A 19,792-nucleotide genomic window follows, 5' to 3' on the forward strand; every position below is an offset into this window, starting at 1 on the left:
CTTTCTCAATGGAGTATTAATATCGGGAATGGTTTGCGCACAAACGCTGAATAATAACCAGAGTGAGAATGGTGTTATTAATAGCACCTCACAAATTACGGGAGTCGATTTGTATCTCGATGTCACCTTAAATGGGAATCCCGTTGGGCTGGTACATTTTGGCTACGATAATGGAAAGCTTTATGCGGGAGCTAATACCCTGAGTAAAATGGGCTTTCGCTTTGCTCCAGACGCCACTAACGCCGTCTGCCTGAACGATATCCCCCAGCTAACCATTGACTACAACGTTCAGTTGCAAACGCTCTCGCTTACTGCGCCACTTAGTTCACTCGATCTTGCAACCACGCAGCTTAACTCGCCTACCGAAACCGCGCCAACGGCAACAACATCACGCGGAGCGCTGCTCAATTATGATATCTATACCCAGCAGGGGCACGAGAGCGCAATCAATACCTTCAGTGAACTACGCGCCTTCAATGCTGCCGGCGTGCTCAGCTCCACCCAGTTGACGCAGTACTCCACCGAGGAATACGCCGATAACAGCTTTGAGCGCCTTGATACCAGCTGGCGTACCTCATTTCCTGATACGATGTTGGCGTTAACCGTTGGCGATACCCTGACAAGTTCACTCATCTGGTCCCGACCTACGCGTATTGGCGGCATTCAGATAGGCACCGATTTTGGTTTACAGCCCTATATGCCAACCACCCCGCTCCCTGCATATCTGGGATCCGCGACGTTGCCATCAAACGTTGAGCTGTACGTGGACGGTGTCAGGTACTACAACGGAGAAGTCCCCGCAGGTAGTTTTCAGATCAACACCATGCCTAACATCAGCGGCGCGGGAACGGGTCAGGTGATGATGACAGACGCTCTGGGCAGAACGAGCGTACAAAATTTCTCGTTCTACAACGATCAACAACTCCTGCGGGAAGGATTAACCGCCTGGTCGGCAGAATTGGGCACGGTACGCGAAAATTATGGTTATTCCTCTTTTGACTATGCCAGCGCACCGGTATTGAGCGCTACGTGGCGTCGCGGGTTTAGCAATACGTTGACCGCCGGGGCTCACGCAGAAACCAGCGATGGACTAATTAACGCAGGCTTCAGTAACGACTGGATCCCGGGAACCCGCAGCGGCACATTTTCGACATCACTTGCCGCAAGTAGCGATTCAGGGCAGAACGGATTTCTGTATAGCTTTGGTTATCGTTGGTCCGGCGAACGGTTTAATTTCAGTACCAGTACCACGGCAACTTCTGGCGATTACCGCGATGTCGCCACCCATTATGGTGAGCCGCCCCCAACGCTTAACAGCAACACGGTCATTGGCTATTCGCTGGAATCTGCCGGAAATGTCAGCCTGAGTTATCTGCAGTTTCGTTATCCACACGAAAATGCGGTGCGCTACGCCAACGCCAGCTGGTTCAAATCCGTTACAGACAGCATCTCACTGAATGCCGGACTCAACCAGAACATTGACGATAACCGCGATCGCAGTATCTATCTGATGGTAACGATTACCACTGATAACAATCTGAGCGCCAGCAGCACGCTACAACGCACCAACGATGAAACCGGCTATCAGCTCAACGCCAGCAAGACGCCGCCTGCCGACGGCGGTTGGGGCTGGAATCTGGCCGCCAGTCAGCAGGCTTCCCGACAAAGTGGCCAGGGAGAAGTAGGATATCTGGGGCGTTATGGTAAAGCGTACGCGGGATTCAGCCGTTTACCAGATAACCATTACGGCTACGCAGGCGCAACCGGATCGCTGGTGACCATGGGAGGCGGCTTGTTTGCAGCAAGGGAAATCAACAATGGTTTTGCCGTCGTCTCAACTGACGGCGTGCCTGATGTTCCAGTCAAACTGCAAAATAACCTGATTGGTCGCAGCGATGACCAGGGACTACTGCTGGTCACGCCGCTGAACAGCTATCAAAAAAACCTGATCAGTATTGACCCGATGGATCTCCCCGCCAATATGCGGATCGCACGCGTTGAGGCGAACGCAACGCCCGCCGATCGTTCCGGCGCGTTGGTGAGCTTTGGTATCACCCCCGTACGCGCCGCGCAGATCCTTCTCGTCGACAATCAGGGTAAGCCAATTCCTGAAGGCAGCATGGCTTACGCCATCAACGGAAAAGGACAGTCGTCTGTCGTTGGTTTTGATGGGATGACCTGGTTCGACACCCTGGAACAGCACAACACGCTGCGCGTTGAGACGGACACCGGTAGTTGTCGCGTGCAATTTGACTATCCTGTGTCAGCAAAGGGGATTGTACAAATAGGCCCGCTGGTTTGTCGCCCACACTAACAGGAGTGCGCTCATGAGGTTAAGACATCTGCTACTCATCGCTGCCGTACTTTTTTGTCCGGCAATTAGCCATGCGGTAACCTGTTCGGTGAGCAATGTGCAACCCATAAATTTAGGTTCGGTCAATCCACTGTCTGCGACAGGCGCAACGTCATCAATGACGTTCAGTTACACCTGCACCAAAGAGCTTGGTGACGCGCTGGCAGGGATCAATCTCTGTTTTAATATTGGCGCCTCGGCCGTCAGTGGCCAGGTGACACCGCGAAATATGTCATTAAGCGGAACGCCTGCCAGAACGCTGGCATACCAGCTTTACCAGGATAGCGGGCGCACCAAAGTCTGGGGCAGCCAGTATCAGTCGGGAACCACTTTTCCCATGGTACAGCTTAACCTGCTGAATCTGACGCCAGTGACGGGTTCACTCACGGTATCGGCGCAGATCGTCACGCCACAAACCGCAGCCGTCCCCGGAAATTATCAGGATAGCTATACGACGGCCACAGCCCTTGTCACTCTCAATCCCGGATTGCTTTTCCCGCCAACAACCTGTGGCGATACGGTTGCCGCCAGGCTGCCTTTCACCGTATCGGCGACCGTAAGCAAACAGTGCAATATCACCTCTGCAACCGATATTAGCTTTGCGCCAGCCAGGGCGACCGGGCGTAACCTTACGGCTTCAAATACCGTGAGCGTAGCATGTTCCAATAACACGCCTTACACCATCGGGCTTCAGCCCTCCAACGGTAATACGGCAGGCAGCGGCGTGATGGCGGGCACGGGGTCAAATACGGATAAAGTCCCCTACCAGCTTAGTTCGACGCCAGGTCCTTCCGGTACGGTCTGGGGCAATACATCACTCAATACCGTCGCGGGCAACGGTACGGGAACAACAACTACCTACCCGGTTTACGCCACCGTCCCCAGCGCGAACTACACGCCAGACAACTATGCCGATACCGTTACCATCGCCGTAACCTACTGACCTCATCTTAACCGCAATAAAGCAAATACATTTTGTTATCAAATTATTTACTTTTAGAGGTGCGTCATAAATCTAACAAATTACGATTTTTATATATTCTGCATATTAAATTACGCACCCTGCAAAACAACCCAATTACAAGCAAAGACACAGAATAACTATTCAATCGCAAGTTAAAGCCCATACTAATCATGGCGATAATTCGTGCTGGTCGGGCAGGCCCTTCTATGAAAAAAAATGTTAAATTTAGGTTTATATGGTGAGATTCACTGTATACCACGGCCAAATTAAGAACATATTACTTTTATAACTAAGGTTTATCATGGATAAGTTATCTTACGCTTCAGATAGCAGCACATCTGCCTGGAATACCTACCTGCAACAAATCGAGCGTGTGGCCCCTTACCTGGGCGAACTTTCCCATTGGGTGGATACCCTGCGCCACCCAAAACGCGCGCTGATTGTCGATATCCCGGTGCAGATGGATGACGGCACTATCCGTCATTTTGAAGGGTATCGCGTGCAACATAACCTCTCCCGCGGGCCGGGCAAAGGCGGTGTGCGTTATCATCCTGATGTTGATCTTAATGAAGTGATGGCCCTGTCCGCATGGATGACCATCAAATGCGCAGCGTTGAACCTGCCGTACGGCGGTGCCAAAGGTGGAGTGCGCGTCGATCCGTTCTCGCTGTCTGAAGGCGAACTGGAGCGTTTAACTCGTCGTTATACCAGCGAAATCGGCATTATCATTGGGCCGCAGAAAGACATTCCTGCGCCGGATGTAGGTACTAACGGAAAAGTCATGGCCTGGATGATGGATACCTACTCCATGAACCACGGCACCACCGTGACCAGCGTGGTCACCGGTAAACCTATTCACCTTGGCGGTTCATTAGGTCGTGATAAAGCCACCGGTCGCGGCGTTTTCGTCAGCGGTCTGGAAGTCGCGCGCCGTGCCAACATCGAAGTTGAAGGTGCTCGCGTTGCAGTGCAAGGTTTTGGTAACGTCGGCAGCGAAGCCGCCCGACTGTTCGCGGCAGCTGGTGCACGCGTGGTCGCGATTCAGGATCACACCGCTACGCTGTTTAACCCCACAGGTATCGACATGACCGCGTTGTCTGCCTGGCAGTTAGAGCACAAACAGATTGCCGGTTTCCCGGGCGCTGAAACCATCGCCAGCGAGGCCTTCTGGAGCCTGGATATGGATATTCTTATTCCGGCCGCGCTTGAGGGTCAGATCACCCGTCACCGTGCGGAAACCTTGACCTGTAAACTGGTACTTGAAGGCGCTAACGGCCCAACCTATCCGGATGCCGATGATGTGCTGGCAAGCCGTGGTATCGTGGTTGTGCCTGACGTGGTCTGTAACGCCGGCGGCGTAACCGTCAGCTACTTCGAATGGGTTCAGGATATGGCAAGCTTCTTCTGGAGTGAAGAAGAGATCAACAATCGCATGGACAAAATCATGACTGATGCGATGGTGCATGTATGGGAAAAAGCAGCTGAGAAATCCTGCTCCCTGCGTACCGCAGCCTACATCGTTGCCTGCGAACGCATTCTGCTGGCACGAAAAGATCGCGGAATTTATCCGGGCTAACGCCGAAATCGACCATGCCTACAAACCACCTGTTCTGCAGGTGGTTTGTTTTCCATAAAAAATCGTTCAAAAACTTTCCGCACAAATACCGCCCGACCTCTCACTTTCGCTGTTTTATGCACCATGACGTTCCAATACGGAACATTATTATGCTGCTATGTTTCGTATTGAAACGCTCTTCACAGCAATTTTCTTTTGCAAACCCGTGTGCAAAATTACCTTATCGGCAGCGAGCGGTCGCCGTGGCGTTGTACAAACCGATACCCTACATCAGATGCCTGCCCGAATTTGGCAGCCATCCAGGACTGTCTGCGGAGCATAAATAATGAAAAAATTGATCAACCGTGTTGAAGACGTACTGAATGAACAACTCGCCGGACTGGCGAAAGCGTATCCTTCCCTGGCACTGCATCAGGACCCAGTGTATGTCACCCGCGCAGATGCACCGGTGATGGGCAAAGTGGCGCTGCTTTCCGGCGGCGGCAGCGGGCACGAGCCTATGCATTGCGGCTACATTGGTCAGGGCATGCTCTCCGGCGCCTGCCCGGGTGAGATTTTTACCTCCCCCACGCCGGATAAAATGTTCGAATGCGCCATGCAAATTGATGGCGGCGAAGGCGTGCTGCTGATAATCAAAAATTATACCGGCGACATTCTTAATTTCGAAACCGCTACCGAGCTGCTGCACGAAAGCGGCGTCAAGGTCACCACCATGGTGGTGGATGACGATGTGGCGGTGAAAGACAGTTTGTATACCGCCGGACGTCGTGGTGTGGCTAATACCGTATTGATCGAAAAACTGGTCGGCGCGGCCGCCGAACGCGGTGACTCGCTGGAAGCCTGTGCGGCGCTGGGTCGTAAGCTGAATAACCAGGGCCACTCCATTGGCATAGCCATTGGCGCCTGTACCGTTCCGGCAGCAGGACAACCGTCGTTCACGTTACAGGATAACGAGATGGAGTTTGGCGTAGGTATCCACGGGGAACCGGGCATTGACCGCCGCACCTTCACCTCTCTCGATCAGACCGTTGATGAAATGTTCGATACCCTGCTGGAAAACGGTAACTACAGCCGTACGCTCCGCCACTGGGACAACGTCCAGGGCGCGTGGCATGAAGGTAAAGAAAGCAAGCGTGCGTTACAAAGTGGCGATCGGGTTATTGCGCTGGTCAATAATCTCGGTGCGACGCCGTTGTCTGAACTCTTCGGCGTGTATAACCGCCTCGAAAGCCGTTGCCAGGATGCAGGCATCGTCATTGAGCGCAACCTGATCGGTTCTTACTGTACCTCTCTGGATATGACCGGCTTCTCCATCACCCTGTTACAGGTGGATGACGAAACGCTGAACTTATGGGATGCACCGGTTCACACCCCTGCCCTCAACTGGGGTAAATAAGGAGATTAATGATGTCCCTCAACAGAACACAGATTGTTAACTGGCTCTATCGCTGCGGTGAAATATTCACCACTGAAAGTGATTTTCTCACCGGACTTGACCGGGAGATCGGCGATGCCGACCACGGTCTGAACATGCATCGTGGTTTCAGCAAAGTCGTTGAAAAGCTGCCGTCCATCGCGGACAAAGACATCGGCTTTATTTTGAAAAACACCGGTATGGTGCTGCTCTCAAGCGTCGGCGGGGCCAGTGGACCGCTGTTTGGCACGTTTTTTATCCGCGCCGCCCAGGTGACTCAGGCTCATCAAAGCCTGACGCTTGAAGAGCTTTATCAAATGATTCGTGATGGCGCAGAAGGTGTGATTAGCCGCGGTAAGGCTGAACCTGGCGATAAAACCATGTGCGACGTCTGGCTGCCGGTAGTGGAGTCTTTACGCCAGTCATGCGAACAGAAGCTGAGCGTCCAGGCGGCTCTGGAAGCGGCAAGCCAACAAGCGGAAGTCGCAGCGCAAAGCACCATCACCATGCAGGCTCGCAAAGGCCGCGCCAGCTATCTAGGTGAGCGCAGCATTGGGCATCAGGATCCCGGCGCAACGTCGGTCATGTTTATGATGCAAATGCTGGCTCAGGCGTCCAGAGAGTAAGGATAAAGCGATGGTAAACCTGGTTATTGTTTCTCACAGCGCCCAACTGGGCGAAGGCGTCGGCGTGCTGGCCCGGCAGATGTTAATGGGTGATGGTTGCAAAATAGCCATTGCCGCAGGCATTGACGATCCTGAGAATCCGATTGGCACCGATCCGATTAAGGTGATGGAAGCCATCGAGTCCGTGGCCGATACGGACCACGTGCTGGTGATGATGGATATCGGTAGTGCATTACTGAGTGCGGAAACCGCGCTGGAACTGCTCGACCCTAACATTGCCGCCAAAGTGCGTTTGTGCGCAGCACCACTGGTTGAAGGCACACTGGCCGCGACGGTTAGCGCCGCCGCAGGTGCTGATATCGATCGGGTCATCCGTGATGCCATGAACGCCCTCGACGCCAAATGTGAACAACTGGGTTTACCTTCGCCATCCGCAGCGAAACCCGCATCCGCTGAACTGTCTCCCGACGCTGATGCCCGTTCTATTGCCATTGTGGTGAAAAACCCTAACGGCATCCACGTCCGCCCTGCTTCGCGGCTGGTTTCTGCGTTGTCTGGTTTTAACGCCGACATGTGGCTGGAGAAAAACGGCAAGTGTGTGGTCCCTGATAGCCTGAATCAAATAGCCCTGCTGCAGGTACGCTGTAATGACACGCTACGCCTGATTGCTAAGGGCGAACAGGCAGAGGATGCGCTGGCCGCATTTAAACAGTTGGCGGCTGAGAATTTTGGTGAATCGCTCGAGCCCGCGCATACTGATAACAAGGCAACTCTGGCTCCCTCAAAAGTCACGGGGACGGCATTTTGTCACACGCCATTCTCGCCAAAGGTAAACCCGCAGTCCGCCGCATCACTGCAGACTGAGCAGCAGCGATTACAGACCGCCATCCAAAGTACGCTGAACGATCTGAGCGAACTCACCGCTCTTGCTGAAGAACGATATTCCGCAGATATCGCCGCCATCTTTTCCGGTCACCACACGCTGTTGGACGATCCTGAACTGTTTGAAATGGCCTGCGATGTAATGCGTGAAAAACAATGCAGCGCCGCCTGGGCCTGGCATCAGGTGCTGAGCGATCTCAGCCAGCAGTATTTACAGCTCGATGATCCTTATCTGCAGGCGCGATACATTGATATTGAAGATTTGCTGTCTCGTTCACTGCAACATTTGACGGGAGAGAGCGCACAAATTCCCGCGTTCTTGCGCCCCACTATCCTGGTCGCTGATGTCATTTATCCGTCTACGGTACTGCAACTCGATCCGAAGACCATCAAAGGTATCTGCCTGCGGGACGGCAGCGAAGCCTCTCATCCGGCGATTATCGCTCGTGAAATGGGTCTGTGCTGGATGTGTCAGCAAGGCGCTGCTCTCGATAGCATAAAGATGGGCGATACTCTGACCATTGACTGTGTCACACAGCGGATAACCCGCGCAAACTGATACCGAAGTACACCCTTTCCGACAAAGGGTGTGCTTCTTCCCTATTCGCGTCGGGAAATGTCTGTTTGTTCGCAAAATGGGGTGTCGATCACGCGCAACGGTCGATCCTGAACTAAGGTTTTCTCATGGTAAATGCCGCTACTTCGGCACACCGCTAAGGAGATTAACCGATGATAACGCCTGCAACTCGCCATCCAGGCCTGCTTTCTGTTGCAATAAAACTGACTCTCGCCAGTACCTTTTTTGCCCTTTCCTCTTTTGCCGTCAATGCAGAAGACGCGCCAGCCGCTACACCGCAGCCGCCAGATATCCTGCTTGGACCTCTGTTTAACGATGTACAAACGGCTAAACTGTTTCCAGACCAGAAAACCTTTGCTGACGCAGTTCCTAACAGCGATCCTCTCATGATCCTTGCCGATTACCGGATGCAGAAAAATCAGTCCGGATTCGACTTACGCCATTTTGTGGAGGTGAATTTCACCTTGCCGAAAGAAGGCGAGAAATACGTTCCCCCGGCCGGGCAATCATTACGCGAACATATTGACGGACTGTGGCCGGTCCTCACCCGCTCGACAACTGACGCTGAAAAATGGGACTCGCTACTGCCACTTCCAGAGCCGTATGTGGTGCCTGGCGGGCGTTTTCGCGAAATATATTATTGGGACAGCTATTTCACCATGCTGGGGCTTGCCGAAAGCAATCACTGGGATAAGGTCTCGGACATGGTGGCAAACTTCGCTTACGAGATTGATTCCTGGGGACACATTCCTAACGGCAATCGCACCTACTACCTGAGCCGTTCGCAACCGCCGTTCTTTGCCTTTATGGTTGAACTGCTGGCGCAGCACGACGGGAATGACGCGCTGAAAAAATACCTCCCGCAGATGCTCAAAGAGTACAGTTACTGGATGGAAGGTGTCGAAACACTCCAGCCCGGTCAGCAAAATAAGCGTGTGGTTAAACTGGATGACGGTACCATTTTGAACCGCTACTGGGATGACCGCGATACGCCGAGGCCAGAGTCCTGGGTCGAGGATATCGCCACCGCTAAAAGCAACCCCAATCGCCCTGCCACAGAAATCTACCGCGACCTGCGTTCAGCGGCTGCGTCCGGCTGGGATTTTAGCTCCCGCTGGATGGACAATCCTAATCAGCTGGGCACTCTGCGCACCACCAGCATCGTTCCGGTCGATCTCAATGCGTTGATGTACAAAATGGAAAAAATGATCGCCCTCGCCAGCAAGGCTGCCGGTGATGATGCCAAAGCGGCGCAGTACGATGGCTTCGCTAATGCCCGACAAAAAGGGATCGAAAAGTACCTGTGGAACGACAAAGAAGGCTGGTATGCCGACTACGATCTGAAAAGCCATAAAGTACGCAATCAGCTCACGGCCGCCGCCCTGTTCCCGCTGTATGTCAATGCGGCGGCAAAAGATCGCGCCAGTAAAGTCGCCACAGCTACCCAGGCACATCTGCTGCAACCGGGCGGCCTTGCTACCACGTCGGTGAAAAGCGGCCAGCAGTGGGATGCCCCCAACGGCTGGGCCCCGCTCCAGTGGGTCGCAGCATCCGGGTTACAGAATTACGGTCAGGATAACGTTGCGATGGATGTGACCTGGCGATTCCTTACCAATGTGCAGCACACCTACGATCGAGAGAAAAAGCTGGTTGAAAAATATGACGTGAGCACCACCGGCACCGGCGGTGGTGGCGGGGAATATCCATTGCAGGATGGTTTTGGCTGGACCAACGGCGTCACGCTAAAAATGCTTGACCTGATCTGCGCCAAAGAGAAGCCCTGTGACAGCGTACCCGCATCGCGGCCAACACCGACAAGTACACCACCAGCCGAGCCTAAAAAACAGACTCAACCGACGCCATAACGTCATTACCTGAGCCGTTTTACTCCCCGAATCCGCGCTTCGTCGCGGATTTTTCTGTCATATTTTTCGCCATTTAAGCTGCCTCTAACCCCTCTAGCCCTTATGGGGTATCCGGTGTTTTCATCCGTGAGAATTTGATTCTGAACATGTTTTTATTCGCTGTATATGTAAATATATAGCGAATTTGTAACCTTCAGGATACTGATAATGGCAATGACAAGACGGATGTTTGCCCAACTCGTGGCATCTGCACTGCTGCTACGCCATCTTCCCGCATTGGCGCAAACGCCGCTAACCGTTGCCGTTGGAGGCTCGCCAGGGCCGAATATAACCCAACGCGTGGTCAGTGCTGGCGCGCCCGCTGACATGCTACTGCTGGCTGTCGCGCCAGAAAAAGTGGTGGGTTTTTCCTCCTTTGATTTCTCTCGCCAGACCGCCATCCCGTTTCACGATGATATTCGGAGTTTACCGAAACTGGGCAGGCTGGCGGGCCGCGCCAGCACGCTCTCGCTTGAAGCACTCCTGGCGCTTAAACCTGATCTGGTTATTGACTGCGGTAATGCCGATGAAACCTGGCTTTCTCAGGCCAGACAAGTGAGCGCACAAACTCACATACCCTGGCTGCTGATTAACGGCGAACTGCGCCATACCCCAGAGCAGTTGCACGCAGCCGGTGAAGCATTGGGCGTCGTCTCGCGTACCGCAATGCAGGCCGCGCTGGCCCGTCGATTTATCGATAATGCAATAGCTTTCTCGCATACAGCTGCGGCGAATCTGCGTTTTTATGCCGCGCGCGGTGCCAGAGGACTGGAGACAGGTTTACAAGGTTCTCTGCATACCGAAGCGGCAGAACTGCTGGGGCTACAGAATGTGGCGCACATCCCCGGACGACAGGGGCTCACACAGGTTTCAATGGAAAATCTGCTCAGTTGGCAGCCCGATATTATTTTGGTGCAGGATACGATGACAGCGCAGCACCTACGAGAAGATCCGATCTGGCAAGGAGTCAAAGCAGTTGCGGACCGGCGCATTCTGTTTCTCAGCGGTCTGCCGTTTGGCTGGTTGGATGCACCTCCTGGCATCAACCGCTTACTGGGATTACGCCGCCTGCACGCCTGGCTTGATCCGCAGGTTAACGCGAGCTTTAAAGCCGATATGCAGCGCTACAGCGAACTGTTCTGGCATACCACGCTAAGCGATGCACAGTATCAACGTCTGGTGGCAGTCTGATGAAAACATCTACTCTCGGTTTTCTGATGATTGCTACGGTGGTGCTTTGCGCGAGCGTCGCCGCTGTATCGGGCGCATACCGCCTGAATGCACAACAGGTTGTGAATCTTATTACAGGTACTGATGACGTCCCGATGCAGGACAAAATCGTCTTCTGGCAAATCCGCCTGCCGCGCATTCTGGCCGCATTGCTGCTTGGCGCGGCGCTGGCAAGCGCAGGAACCACCTATCAGGGTATGTTCCGCAACCCGCTAGTCTCGCCGGATATCCTCGGCGTGGCGGCGGGTGCCGGTTTAGGTGCCTGTACGGCAATACTTTTCGGATTACCGATCCTTTTCATTCAGCTGTATGCGTTCACCGGCGGTTTATTCGTGGTCGCAGGTGTCTGGTTGATTACCCGGCGAGTCAAGCGTCACGACCCGGTGTTAACGCTGGTGCTGGTCGGGATTGCGCTGGGCACGGTATGCGGCGCGGGAATTTCACTCATCAAAACGCTGGCCGACCCGTATACCCAACTTCCCTCCATCACTTTCTGGCTGCTCGGCGGTTTATCAACGATTACGCTGCACGATCTGTGGTTCTCGGCACCGCTGATCTTGGCAGGACTGGTCCCGCTATTGCTGCTGCGCTGGCGCATGAACCTGCTCACCCTGTCGGATGATGAAGCACGATCGCTTGGCATCAACGTCGCCCGACTGCGTCTGGTACTGATCGTCTGCGCAACGTTAATCACCGCCTGCACCGTCGCCATCGCGGGCATCATCGGCTGGATTGGGCTGGTTGTGCCACATATCGGCCGACTCCTCAGTGGCAATAACCACCAGCAGCTACTGCCGGTTTCCATGGGGGTCGGCGCCATTTTGCTGCTGCTCACCGATACCCTCGCCCGTACGCTGAGCAGCACGGAAATTCCGCTGGGGATCCTGACTGCATTTATTGGCGCACCGTTCTTTTTGCTGCTTTTGCTGCGAGGAAATCGACCATGACGCTATTAATCGTGCGCCGGGCGTCGCTGGGATACCACAGTCAACAGCCCGTGCTACGCAATGTCTCATTTCAGGTTCCGCCCGGCTCCGTCTGTTGTCTGCTTGGTGCCAACGGTAGCGGAAAAACCACCCTGATGCGCACCATTCTCGGCGTTCTTTCGCCGCTTCACGGTGACATTCTTCTTGATGGCATCGCCATAAATCATCTCAACGATCGGCAACGCGCCGCCGCTATCGCCTGGGTTCCTCAGGCGCATGACGGCGCGTTTGCCTTCACTGCGCTGGACATGGTGATGATGGGGCTGGCCCCGCAACTGGCGGCATTTGCGGTTCCCGGGGCTAAAGAACACGACATTGCTCATCAACAACTGGCGATGCTGGGGATCTCTCACCTGGCGCCCCGGCGCTGGAACACTCTGAGCGGCGGAGAGCGCCAACTGGTATTGATTGCCCGCGCTCTGGCGCAACGTCCGCGCCTTTTGTTGCTGGATGAACCCGCTTCCAGCCTGGATTTTGGGCATCAGATCCGTCTGCTCGACACGCTGGTGACGCTGAAAAATTCGGGTATGGCCCTGCTGATGTCGACGCATCATCCGTTGCACGCCCGGGCAATCGCCGACAGCGTGGTACGCGTTGAACCGAACGGTGAGGTTTCGCAGGGGCTTCCTGAACACCAACTCGCCACCGATCGCCTGGCTGCACTGTATCACGTTACACCGTCACAAATCGCCCATCACCTCTTTGGCTCACACAATTAAGGAATAAGAATGCTCATTGACGACATTGATTTTGCCGATCTTTACCGTAAACAGTTACAACTGGCGAACAGAACCGAGAAAAAGCCGGAGCACTGGGATAAACGTGCGGAAAAAATGGCGGAGAATTGCGCCTCATTAACCGACAGCTATTTGCTACAGCTGTTGGGGAAAATCGACCTGCAAGGAGCGGAGTCGCTGTTTGATATGGGCTGCGGTCCCGGTACGGTCTCGCTGGCGCTGGCTAAAAAGATACCAATAATTTACGGCGTAGATTACAGCCAGGGAATGCTGAGCGTTGCTGCCCGCCGCGCTGTGCAAATGAACGCCCGTCACGTACAGTGGGTGCAGCGGGCCTGGGAAGAACACTGGGATGATTTAGCCCAGTGCGATATCGCCGTCGCCTCGCGCTCTACGCTGGTTGCCGATATGCGCCAGGCGATGACCAAACTGAATAATCAGGCCCGGCTGCGGGTTTACACCACCCATCTCGTCAGTTCATCTTTCGTTTCCCCCACCATTCAACGTGCGCTGGGCCGCGAGGTGATTGAGCTTCCCAACTATATCTATGCGCTTAATGTCCTGTATCAGATGGGGATCCACGCGCACGTTGATTTTATCCGCGGCCCCAACTGTCAGCAGGACAACAGTACCTGGACGCGCTTTCTGGAAAACGTGCGCTGGAGTATGGGCGAACTAAGCGCCGACGAGGTCGAACTTCTGGAAACCTGGTATCAGCAGCAGGATCCACGCGCGATTGCCCCCGCCAGCCGTGACTGGGCGCTTATCTGGTGGGACAGTGTGCCGCGGGAGGCGCTGCGATGATCTACTTTTCGCAGGCGCAAACCGACGCGCTGCTGCTGGAAGATATTCAGGGCGGCGATCTGACTACCCGCGCGTTGGGAATTGGCGCACAGCCCGGCGTTATGGAGTTTTACCATCGCCAGGGTGGGTGCGTTAGCGGCACCGCTGTTGCCAGACAAATGCTGACATCATTGGGCATAACCGTCAGCGATATTATGGCCGATGGCGAACGAGCGAGCGCGGGACAGAGAATAATTTGTGCGCACGGAAATGCGGCGGCACTACATCAGGGCTGGAAAGCGGTACAAAACGTTCTGGAGTGGAGCTGCGGAGTTTCGGGCTATCTTGAGAGCATGTTGAGCCAACTGCGCCAACGCTATCCTGATGGGCAGATTGCCTGCACCCGCAAAGCCATTCCCGGCACGCGTTCGTTGGCGACTCAGGCAATACTCGCTGCCGGGGGCATTATTCATCGCGGAGGATGCGCCGAAACGGTGCTGCGGTTCGCTAATCACCGCCGTTTTCTTACCAACCCAAACGATTGGACAAACGCGGTTGCGCGCTTACGCAGCCATGCGCCAGAAAAAAAGATCGTCGTCGAAGCGGATACGCCAGATGAAGCATTAGCCGCGCTACGCGCCGCGCCCGATGTTCTGCAACTCGACAAATTCACCCCTGAGCAGGCGACAGACATTGCCCGCCTGGCACCTTCACTGGCCCCTCATTGCACGCTGGCGCTGACTGGCGGCATTACCCTCGCCTCGCTGGCGAGTTATCTCGACTGTGGCATCAGGCTCTTTATCACTTCCGCACCTTATTACGCTCCACCTGCGGATATCAAAGTTAGCCTGAGCCCGGACGCACGTGGCATATAACATTAAAAAATGGACTAACAATAATGAATTTCAACAAAAGTTGTCTTTACACAGCCCTGTCGTTTGCTTTCGCGCACAGTGCTTTTGCTGGGCAAGAAAGCGAAACCATGACCGTCTGGTCAAGCCCGGCCTCCGCGGCAACAACTACGGTTCTCGGTCAGGAAACGATGCAGCAACTGGATAAGCAAAACGTGGCGCAGGCGCTAAGCGTCGTCCCCGGCGTGGTGCTGCAAAAGTCGGGCAACCGCAATGAGCAGCAGGTGAAAGTACGCGGTTTTGACAGCCGTCAGGTTCCCGTCTTTTTTGACGGTGTGCCGGTGTACATCCCCTATGACGGCAACCTCGATTTAGGCCGTTTTCTGACATCCGATATCGCTTCAGTTGAAGTTTCCAAAGGCTACTCATCTCTGCTACAAGGGCCTAACCAGATGGGCGGTGCCATTAATATCACCACCAAAAAGCCCACCAAACCAATTGAAGGCAGCATCGGCTATCGCCAGGGCTGGAGTCGTAGCAAAGACAACGCTCACGATATGCACGCTTCATTTGGTGCCAGTAACGATCTGGGTTATATCCAGCTCAGCGGCAGCCAGTTGAAGCAGGATTTCCTTGGCTTACCGCACGGCGTGGACAATCCGGTTGCGGGCAGTCACGGCAAGATTGCCAACTCGTCCGCCGATGATAAACGCGGCATCGTGAAGCTGGGCTTTACCCCTCGCGGCGATGATGAATATGTCCTGACCTATATTAATCAGGACGGTGAAAAAGATAACCCACCATATGCCGGGACCAGCAGTCAGAAATCACGCTACTGGCAATGGCCACAGTACGATAAAGAGAGCTATTACTATCAGGGCACCACCCATCTGGGCGATCGTTTCACTCTGAAAAGCCGTCTGTATCGCGATACCTTTGAAAATACGTTGATGATGTACAACTCGCTTGCCGATCTGAAAAACAAAAAAGGCAACTACAGTCATTATTCAGACTATAGCGATGGAGCTGGCCTGCAGCTCGCTGCGGATATGCGTGAAAACGACCTGCTCTCTTTCGCCGTAAACTGGAAGGATGATGTTCACCGCGAGAAAGGCGCACCGAATGCGGCTTACGACCGTTACGAAGACCGTACCTGGTCTGTTGCCAGTGAATATCAGTGGGCGGCGGCGGATAATGTCGATGTAGTGGCGGGAATAAGCTATGACTGGCGTGACAGTCTGGAAGGCATGAAGCACGAAAAAAATGGTAGCGTCACCCACTATGATGACAACAATCAGTCGGCCTTCAACTGGCAGATGATGACCAAATATCACTTCGAAAATGCAGACACATTAGCGCTGTCCTATTCTGACAGAACGCGTTTTCCTACGTTGAAAGAACGCTACACGACCTCAAAACCGGCCTATAACCAGGTGGCGCTGGTCAATCCGCAGCTTAAACCTGAACGCGCCCGCAGCGTGGATTTGACCTGGAATGGGTCACTTAGTCAGAACTGGGGATTCGAAGCCAGCGTGTATTACAACCGCATCAGCGACGCCATCCTTTCACACAATATTGATGCCGACACCATTCAGAATCAGAACAGCGGCCGGGTGGATTACACCGGTCTGGATGCAGGCGTTAAAGGTAAAGTCTTTGATATACTGGATGTCGGTCTGAGCTACGGCCTTATTCATGCAGACGTCAAACGCAGCGACATCGGCAAGATTACCGACCTGCCAACGCAAACCCTGACTGCCTGGATGACGCTGAAGCCATGGGATCCGCTCAGTATTACGCTGTCAGAAGAGGCCCGTTCGTCGAGCTATAGCAATAGCGACGGCTCACAGAAAGCCGCTGGTTTCGCCATTACCCATTTACGCGCTGACTACGCCATCGGTCACGGATTCAGCGTTAACGCGTCGGTCAATAACCTGTTCGATACGCAGTACGTTTATAGTGAAGGATTTATTGAAGAAGGCCGTAATTACTGGGCGGGGATTGAGTATCAGTTCTGACTTAGCAATACAGAGAAACGGCCCCCGCGGGGGCCGTTCGATTAATCTCGCCGCACCAGTCGGAAGACACCCAGCACAACAATCGCGCCGACCACGGCCACCAGGAAGCTGTGGAGATTAAACCCGCTGACATCGCCGCCGATACCAAACATCGTTGCCAGCCATCCACCGACCACAGCACCGACAACACCGAGAATACAGGTCAGGATAAATCCACCGCCATCGCGCCCCGGCATAATCAGTTTGGCGATAACCCCCGCAATCAGACCAAAAATAATCCAGGCAATAATTCCCATTTTCAGGCCCTCTTTCCAGTGAACGCACGCGCAAGACATTCTTGCGCCAGCCTTTAAAGTATAGGCAAACCATCGCTATATGCTGTTTTCACGCAGACTTAATTCATTGGCGTTGGTAAAAAATTTCATCCATTTGTATTAAGTTCCGTTGATTGATGCCGATAATCCAACGACAAACCAGGCATCCGGGAGTCATTAGGTGTGAGTAACTACAATGAGCAGTTCCTGAAGCAAAATCCGTTAGCGGTGTTAGGTGTACTTCGGGACTTAAAATCGCAGCAGGTTCCACTGCGTATCTCCTGGTCGGGCGGCCAGTTCATCAGCAAAGTTCTGGCCGTCAGCCCGGACGAGCTGGTCATGGATTTTGGTAGCCAGGAATATGAAAACCAGGCCGTACAGCGGGCCAGTCAGATCTCGATTATCGCCGAAACGCAGGGAGCCAAAGTAGAATTCACCCTGCCACAGTTAAAAAAAGGTGAGTATCAGCAACTGCCAGCGTTTATTTCATCCTTGCCGCCTTCCCTGTGGTTTGTTCAGCGTCGGGAATATTTCCGCATCGGCGCTCCGCTGCATCCTCCCTATCGCTGCACGGCAAAAATGCCGGACAACAGCACGCTGTGCTTTCGCTTATTCGATTTGTCGCTTGGCGGTATGGGCGGGCTGTTAGAAACGGCAAAACCAGAAGGACTGGTAGAAGGTATACGCTTCGCGCAGGTTGAACTGAACATGGAACAATGGGGAGTGTATCACGTTGACGCCCAGCTTATTTCCATTAGCGAACGCAAAGTTATCGACAGTAAAAACGAAACCATTACCACTCCCCGCCTGAGCTTTCGTTTTCTCAACGTCGGCCCGGCGGTGGAGCGGAACTTACAGCGGATTATTTTTTCCCTTGAGCGCGAGGCCCGGGAAAAGTCGAACAAAGTGCGCGATTAACATCACCTGAATTACATTACATCCAGCGCTTGCTGAAGCTTCCAGATATAGCGCGGAGCTTGCGGCGCCGGATGATTGTCCGCAACATGTTCAATAAATTCATCCGGGCTGAGATCGTTGATCTTATTGATGGCTTTCTTCCTGTCGGAAGAGAACGTTCGCAGCAATGCTCCCGCTCCGTTAGCGTACGATACTACCAGCGCATACTGCATCACCTGTGGATCCTCAATCCCTGCCAGCGGCCCGGTCTCCAGAATGCTCAGGTATGCGGCCCCCATGGAGATATTGCGTTCGGGGTTTTTCAACTCGCTGGTCGACGGCTCTCCGCTCCATCCCATGCGACGATAAACATCGCGGCCTGAAGTCGAGGCTTTTAACTGCATCAGACCAATCGCATTAGACTTACTGACCGCATTCGGATTACCGCCTGATTCAATGGCAATAATAGCGGTAATCAATTGTGGACTGACACCCCAGGCCGCACCGGCTTTTTCACTGATCGGCATCCATTGCATTGCGCGTTTAACCGGAACTTCAGCATTCCACGGCGGGTTTTTGTAATCATGTTTTGAACTACAGCCCGCAAGTAATACAACCAAAAAAGCAAACCATCTCAATTTCACGTCATCTATCCTTATAGCCGGAACCTGTCGCTGAGGTGACAACGACATACCTACGCGGCATGATATACATTTGGTTTTAGTTGTAGCAAGGAAATGCCATGTCCCGGTTTCACTTAATTGCCCCGTCGGGCTACTGTATCAATCAGCAGGCTGCGTTACGTGGGCTTGCACGTCTTACTGAGGCCGGTCATCAGGTCGATAATTCAGCGGTCATTGCGCGCCGCTGCCAGCGTTTTGCGGGTACAGAGGCAGAAAGGCTTGCTGATGTGAACTCGCTCGTTAATCTGAAAACCCCCAATACCATTGTGATGGCGGTACGTGGCGGCTATGGCGCGAGCCGTTTACTGGAAGATATTGACTGGCAAGGGCTGGCAGCCCGCCAGCAACAAGATCCGCTGCTGCTGTGCGGGCACAGCGATTTTACGGCGATCCAGTGTGGTCTACTGGCTCAAGGGAATGTGATTAGCTTCAGCGGCCCGATGCTGGCGGCCAACTTCGGTGCCGAGGAGATGAACACATTCACCGAGCACCATTTCTGGCAAGCATTGCGTAATGCCCAATTTACCCTCGAATGGCAGGGTGACGGTCCGCAGTGCGCGACTGAAGGTACACTGTGGGGCGGAAATCTGGCGATGATCATTTCGCTGATGGGTACACCGTGGATGCCGGCCATCAAAAACGGCATTTTGGTGCTGGAAGACATTAACGAGCATCCATTCCGTGTCGAGCGCATGCTGCTGCAACTGTACCACGCGGGAATACTGGCCCAGCAAAACGCCATTATCCTCGGCAGTTTTAGCGGCAGCGCGCCGAATGATTACGACGCTGGTTACAATCTTGATTCAGTTTGTGATTTTCTGCGCACCAGGCTGTCCGTTCCGTTGATCGGCGGCCTCGATTTTGGCCATGAACAACGCACCGTCACCCTGCCGCTGGGAGCCAGAGCGGTGCTGAAAAACGATAAAAACAGCACTCAGCTCACCTTAAGTGGGCATCCGGTACTAAAATCGTAAAAAAAGCAGCTAATGGGGCTAAG

The 19,792-nt window shown here is 53.8% G+C and carries 17 protein-coding genes; 15 read left to right on the forward strand and 2 right to left on the reverse strand.

Features of this window, described 5'->3' with window-relative positions; all coding sequences use genetic code 11:
- The first annotated feature begins 28 nt into the window (after positions 1-28).
- The 13 genes from WN16_RS16890 to WN16_RS16950 all read left to right on the forward strand — a co-directional run bounded on the left by WN16_RS16890 (position 29) and on the right by WN16_RS16950 (position 16,901).
- Entirely contained in the window at positions 29-2,314 is a 2,286-nt protein-coding gene (locus WN16_RS16890) for a fimbria/pilus outer membrane usher protein (protein ID WP_044700211.1), read from the forward strand.
- Between the two features lie 13 nt (positions 2,315-2,327).
- Positions 2,328-3,296 (forward strand): spore coat protein U domain-containing protein, encoded by a 969-nt coding sequence (locus WN16_RS16895; protein WP_044700214.1) that lies wholly within the window; start codon positions 2,328-2,330, stop codon positions 3,294-3,296.
- 322 nt (positions 3,297-3,618) lie between these two features.
- Positions 3,619-4,893, forward strand: coding sequence for a Glu/Leu/Phe/Val dehydrogenase (locus tag WN16_RS16900; RefSeq protein ID WP_003020877.1), 1,275 nt, complete (start codon positions 3,619-3,621; stop codon positions 4,891-4,893).
- A 325-nt stretch (positions 4,894-5,218) separates the two neighbouring features.
- The gene (gene dhaK, locus WN16_RS16905) at positions 5,219-6,289 is read left to right on the forward strand and encodes a dihydroxyacetone kinase subunit DhaK (RefSeq protein ID WP_003020880.1); all 1,071 of its coding nucleotides are present in this window, start codon (positions 5,219-5,221) and stop codon (positions 6,287-6,289) included.
- Between the two features lie 11 nt (positions 6,290-6,300).
- Entirely contained in the window at positions 6,301-6,933 is a 633-nt protein-coding gene (gene dhaL / locus WN16_RS16910; protein WP_003020881.1) for a dihydroxyacetone kinase subunit DhaL, read from the forward strand.
- A 10-nt stretch (positions 6,934-6,943) separates the two neighbouring features.
- Positions 6,944-8,374 carry a dihydroxyacetone kinase phosphoryl donor subunit DhaM gene (gene dhaM, locus WN16_RS16915; RefSeq protein WP_044700216.1) on the forward strand — a complete coding sequence of 477 codons (1,431 nt, stop codon included), beginning with the start codon at positions 6,944-6,946 and terminating at the stop codon, positions 8,372-8,374.
- Positions 8,375-8,544: 170 nt separating this feature from the next.
- Complete coding sequence (locus WN16_RS16920) at positions 8,545-10,257, forward strand: alpha,alpha-trehalase (RefSeq protein ID WP_003020888.1); 1,713 nt, start codon at positions 8,545-8,547, stop codon at positions 10,255-10,257.
- Between the two features lie 207 nt (positions 10,258-10,464).
- Positions 10,465-11,487 carry an ABC transporter substrate-binding protein gene (locus tag WN16_RS16925; protein WP_044700219.1) on the forward strand — a complete coding sequence of 341 codons (1,023 nt, stop codon included), beginning with the start codon at positions 10,465-10,467 and terminating at the stop codon, positions 11,485-11,487.
- Complete coding sequence (locus tag WN16_RS16930; RefSeq protein WP_044700220.1) at positions 11,487-12,473, forward strand: iron ABC transporter permease; 987 nt, start codon at positions 11,487-11,489, stop codon at positions 12,471-12,473. Before WN16_RS16925 ends, WN16_RS16930 begins: the two co-directional genes overlap by 1 nt.
- Entirely contained in the window at positions 12,470-13,231 is a 762-nt protein-coding gene (locus tag WN16_RS16935) for an ABC transporter ATP-binding protein (protein ID WP_044700223.1), read from the forward strand. The genes WN16_RS16930 and WN16_RS16935 overlap by 4 nt, the downstream gene beginning before the upstream one ends.
- A gap of 9 nt (positions 13,232-13,240) precedes the next feature.
- Positions 13,241-14,053 (forward strand): class I SAM-dependent methyltransferase, encoded by an 813-nt coding sequence (locus tag WN16_RS16940; RefSeq protein WP_044700225.1) that lies wholly within the window; start codon positions 13,241-13,243, stop codon positions 14,051-14,053.
- Positions 14,050-14,907 carry a ModD protein gene (gene modD / locus WN16_RS16945; RefSeq protein ID WP_044700227.1) on the forward strand — a complete coding sequence of 286 codons (858 nt, stop codon included), beginning with the start codon at positions 14,050-14,052 and terminating at the stop codon, positions 14,905-14,907. The genes WN16_RS16940 and modD overlap by 4 nt, the downstream gene beginning before the upstream one ends.
- Positions 14,908-14,930: 23 nt before the next feature.
- Complete coding sequence (locus tag WN16_RS16950; RefSeq protein ID WP_044700230.1) at positions 14,931-16,901, forward strand: TonB-dependent receptor; 1,971 nt, start codon at positions 14,931-14,933, stop codon at positions 16,899-16,901.
- A gap of 41 nt (positions 16,902-16,942) precedes the next feature.
- Here the strand turns inward: WN16_RS16950 and WN16_RS16955 are convergent, their stop codons facing one another.
- The gene (locus WN16_RS16955; RefSeq protein ID WP_003020908.1) at positions 16,943-17,197 is read right to left on the reverse strand and encodes a GlsB/YeaQ/YmgE family stress response membrane protein; all 255 of its coding nucleotides are present in this window, start codon (positions 17,195-17,197) and stop codon (positions 16,943-16,945) included.
- A gap of 201 nt (positions 17,198-17,398) precedes the next feature.
- Here WN16_RS16955 and WN16_RS16960 point away from each other — a divergent pair, with 201 nt between their 5' ends.
- The gene (locus WN16_RS16960) at positions 17,399-18,133 is read left to right on the forward strand and encodes a flagellar brake protein (protein WP_003020911.1); all 735 of its coding nucleotides are present in this window, start codon (positions 17,399-17,401) and stop codon (positions 18,131-18,133) included.
- 11 nt (positions 18,134-18,144) lie between these two features.
- Here WN16_RS16960 and emtA read toward each other — a convergent pair whose 3' ends face one another.
- Positions 18,145-18,756: a membrane-bound lytic murein transglycosylase EmtA gene (gene emtA / locus WN16_RS16965; protein ID WP_003020914.1), complete on the reverse strand. Its 612-nt coding sequence runs from the start codon at positions 18,754-18,756 to the stop codon at positions 18,145-18,147.
- Between the two features lie 98 nt (positions 18,757-18,854).
- On the opposite strand from emtA, the gene ldcA reads away from it, so the two are divergent.
- Complete coding sequence (gene ldcA, locus WN16_RS16970) at positions 18,855-19,769, forward strand: muramoyltetrapeptide carboxypeptidase (protein ID WP_032949456.1); 915 nt, start codon at positions 18,855-18,857, stop codon at positions 19,767-19,769.
- Positions 19,770-19,792: the final 23 nt, after the last annotated feature.

This window comes from Citrobacter sp. ABFQG (assembly GCF_004322975.1).
GTDB classification, from domain to species: Bacteria; Pseudomonadota; Gammaproteobacteria; order Enterobacterales; family Enterobacteriaceae; genus Citrobacter; species Citrobacter freundii.

Bases quoted from the DNA above. Each gene is read 5' to 3' on its own strand.
- WN16_RS16890 (WP_044700211.1), top strand. From the start codon at position 29: ATGGTTTGCGCACAAACGCTGAATAATAACCAGAGTGAGAATGGTGTT.
- WN16_RS16895 (WP_044700214.1), top strand. From the start codon at position 2,328: ATGAGGTTAAGACATCTGCTACTCATCGCTGCCGTACTTTTTTGTCCG.
- WN16_RS16900 (WP_003020877.1), top strand. From the start codon at position 3,619: ATGGATAAGTTATCTTACGCTTCAGATAGCAGCACATCTGCCTGGAAT.
- dhaK (WP_003020880.1), top strand. From the start codon at position 5,219: ATGAAAAAATTGATCAACCGTGTTGAAGACGTACTGAATGAACAACTC.
- dhaL (WP_003020881.1), top strand. From the start codon at position 6,301: ATGTCCCTCAACAGAACACAGATTGTTAACTGGCTCTATCGCTGCGGT.
- dhaM (WP_044700216.1), top strand. From the start codon at position 6,944: ATGGTAAACCTGGTTATTGTTTCTCACAGCGCCCAACTGGGCGAAGGC.
- WN16_RS16920 (WP_003020888.1), top strand. From the start codon at position 8,545: ATGATAACGCCTGCAACTCGCCATCCAGGCCTGCTTTCTGTTGCAATA.
- WN16_RS16925 (WP_044700219.1), top strand. From the start codon at position 10,465: ATGGCAATGACAAGACGGATGTTTGCCCAACTCGTGGCATCTGCACTG.
- WN16_RS16930 (WP_044700220.1), top strand. From the start codon at position 11,487: ATGAAAACATCTACTCTCGGTTTTCTGATGATTGCTACGGTGGTGCTT.
- WN16_RS16935 (WP_044700223.1), top strand. From the start codon at position 12,470: ATGACGCTATTAATCGTGCGCCGGGCGTCGCTGGGATACCACAGTCAA.
- WN16_RS16940 (WP_044700225.1), top strand. From the start codon at position 13,241: ATGCTCATTGACGACATTGATTTTGCCGATCTTTACCGTAAACAGTTA.
- modD (WP_044700227.1), top strand. From the start codon at position 14,050: ATGATCTACTTTTCGCAGGCGCAAACCGACGCGCTGCTGCTGGAAGAT.
- WN16_RS16950 (WP_044700230.1), top strand. From the start codon at position 14,931: ATGAATTTCAACAAAAGTTGTCTTTACACAGCCCTGTCGTTTGCTTTC.
- WN16_RS16955 (WP_003020908.1), bottom strand. From the start codon at position 17,197: ATGGGAATTATTGCCTGGATTATTTTTGGTCTGATTGCGGGGGTTATC.
- ldcA (WP_032949456.1), top strand. From the start codon at position 18,855: ATGTCCCGGTTTCACTTAATTGCCCCGTCGGGCTACTGTATCAATCAG.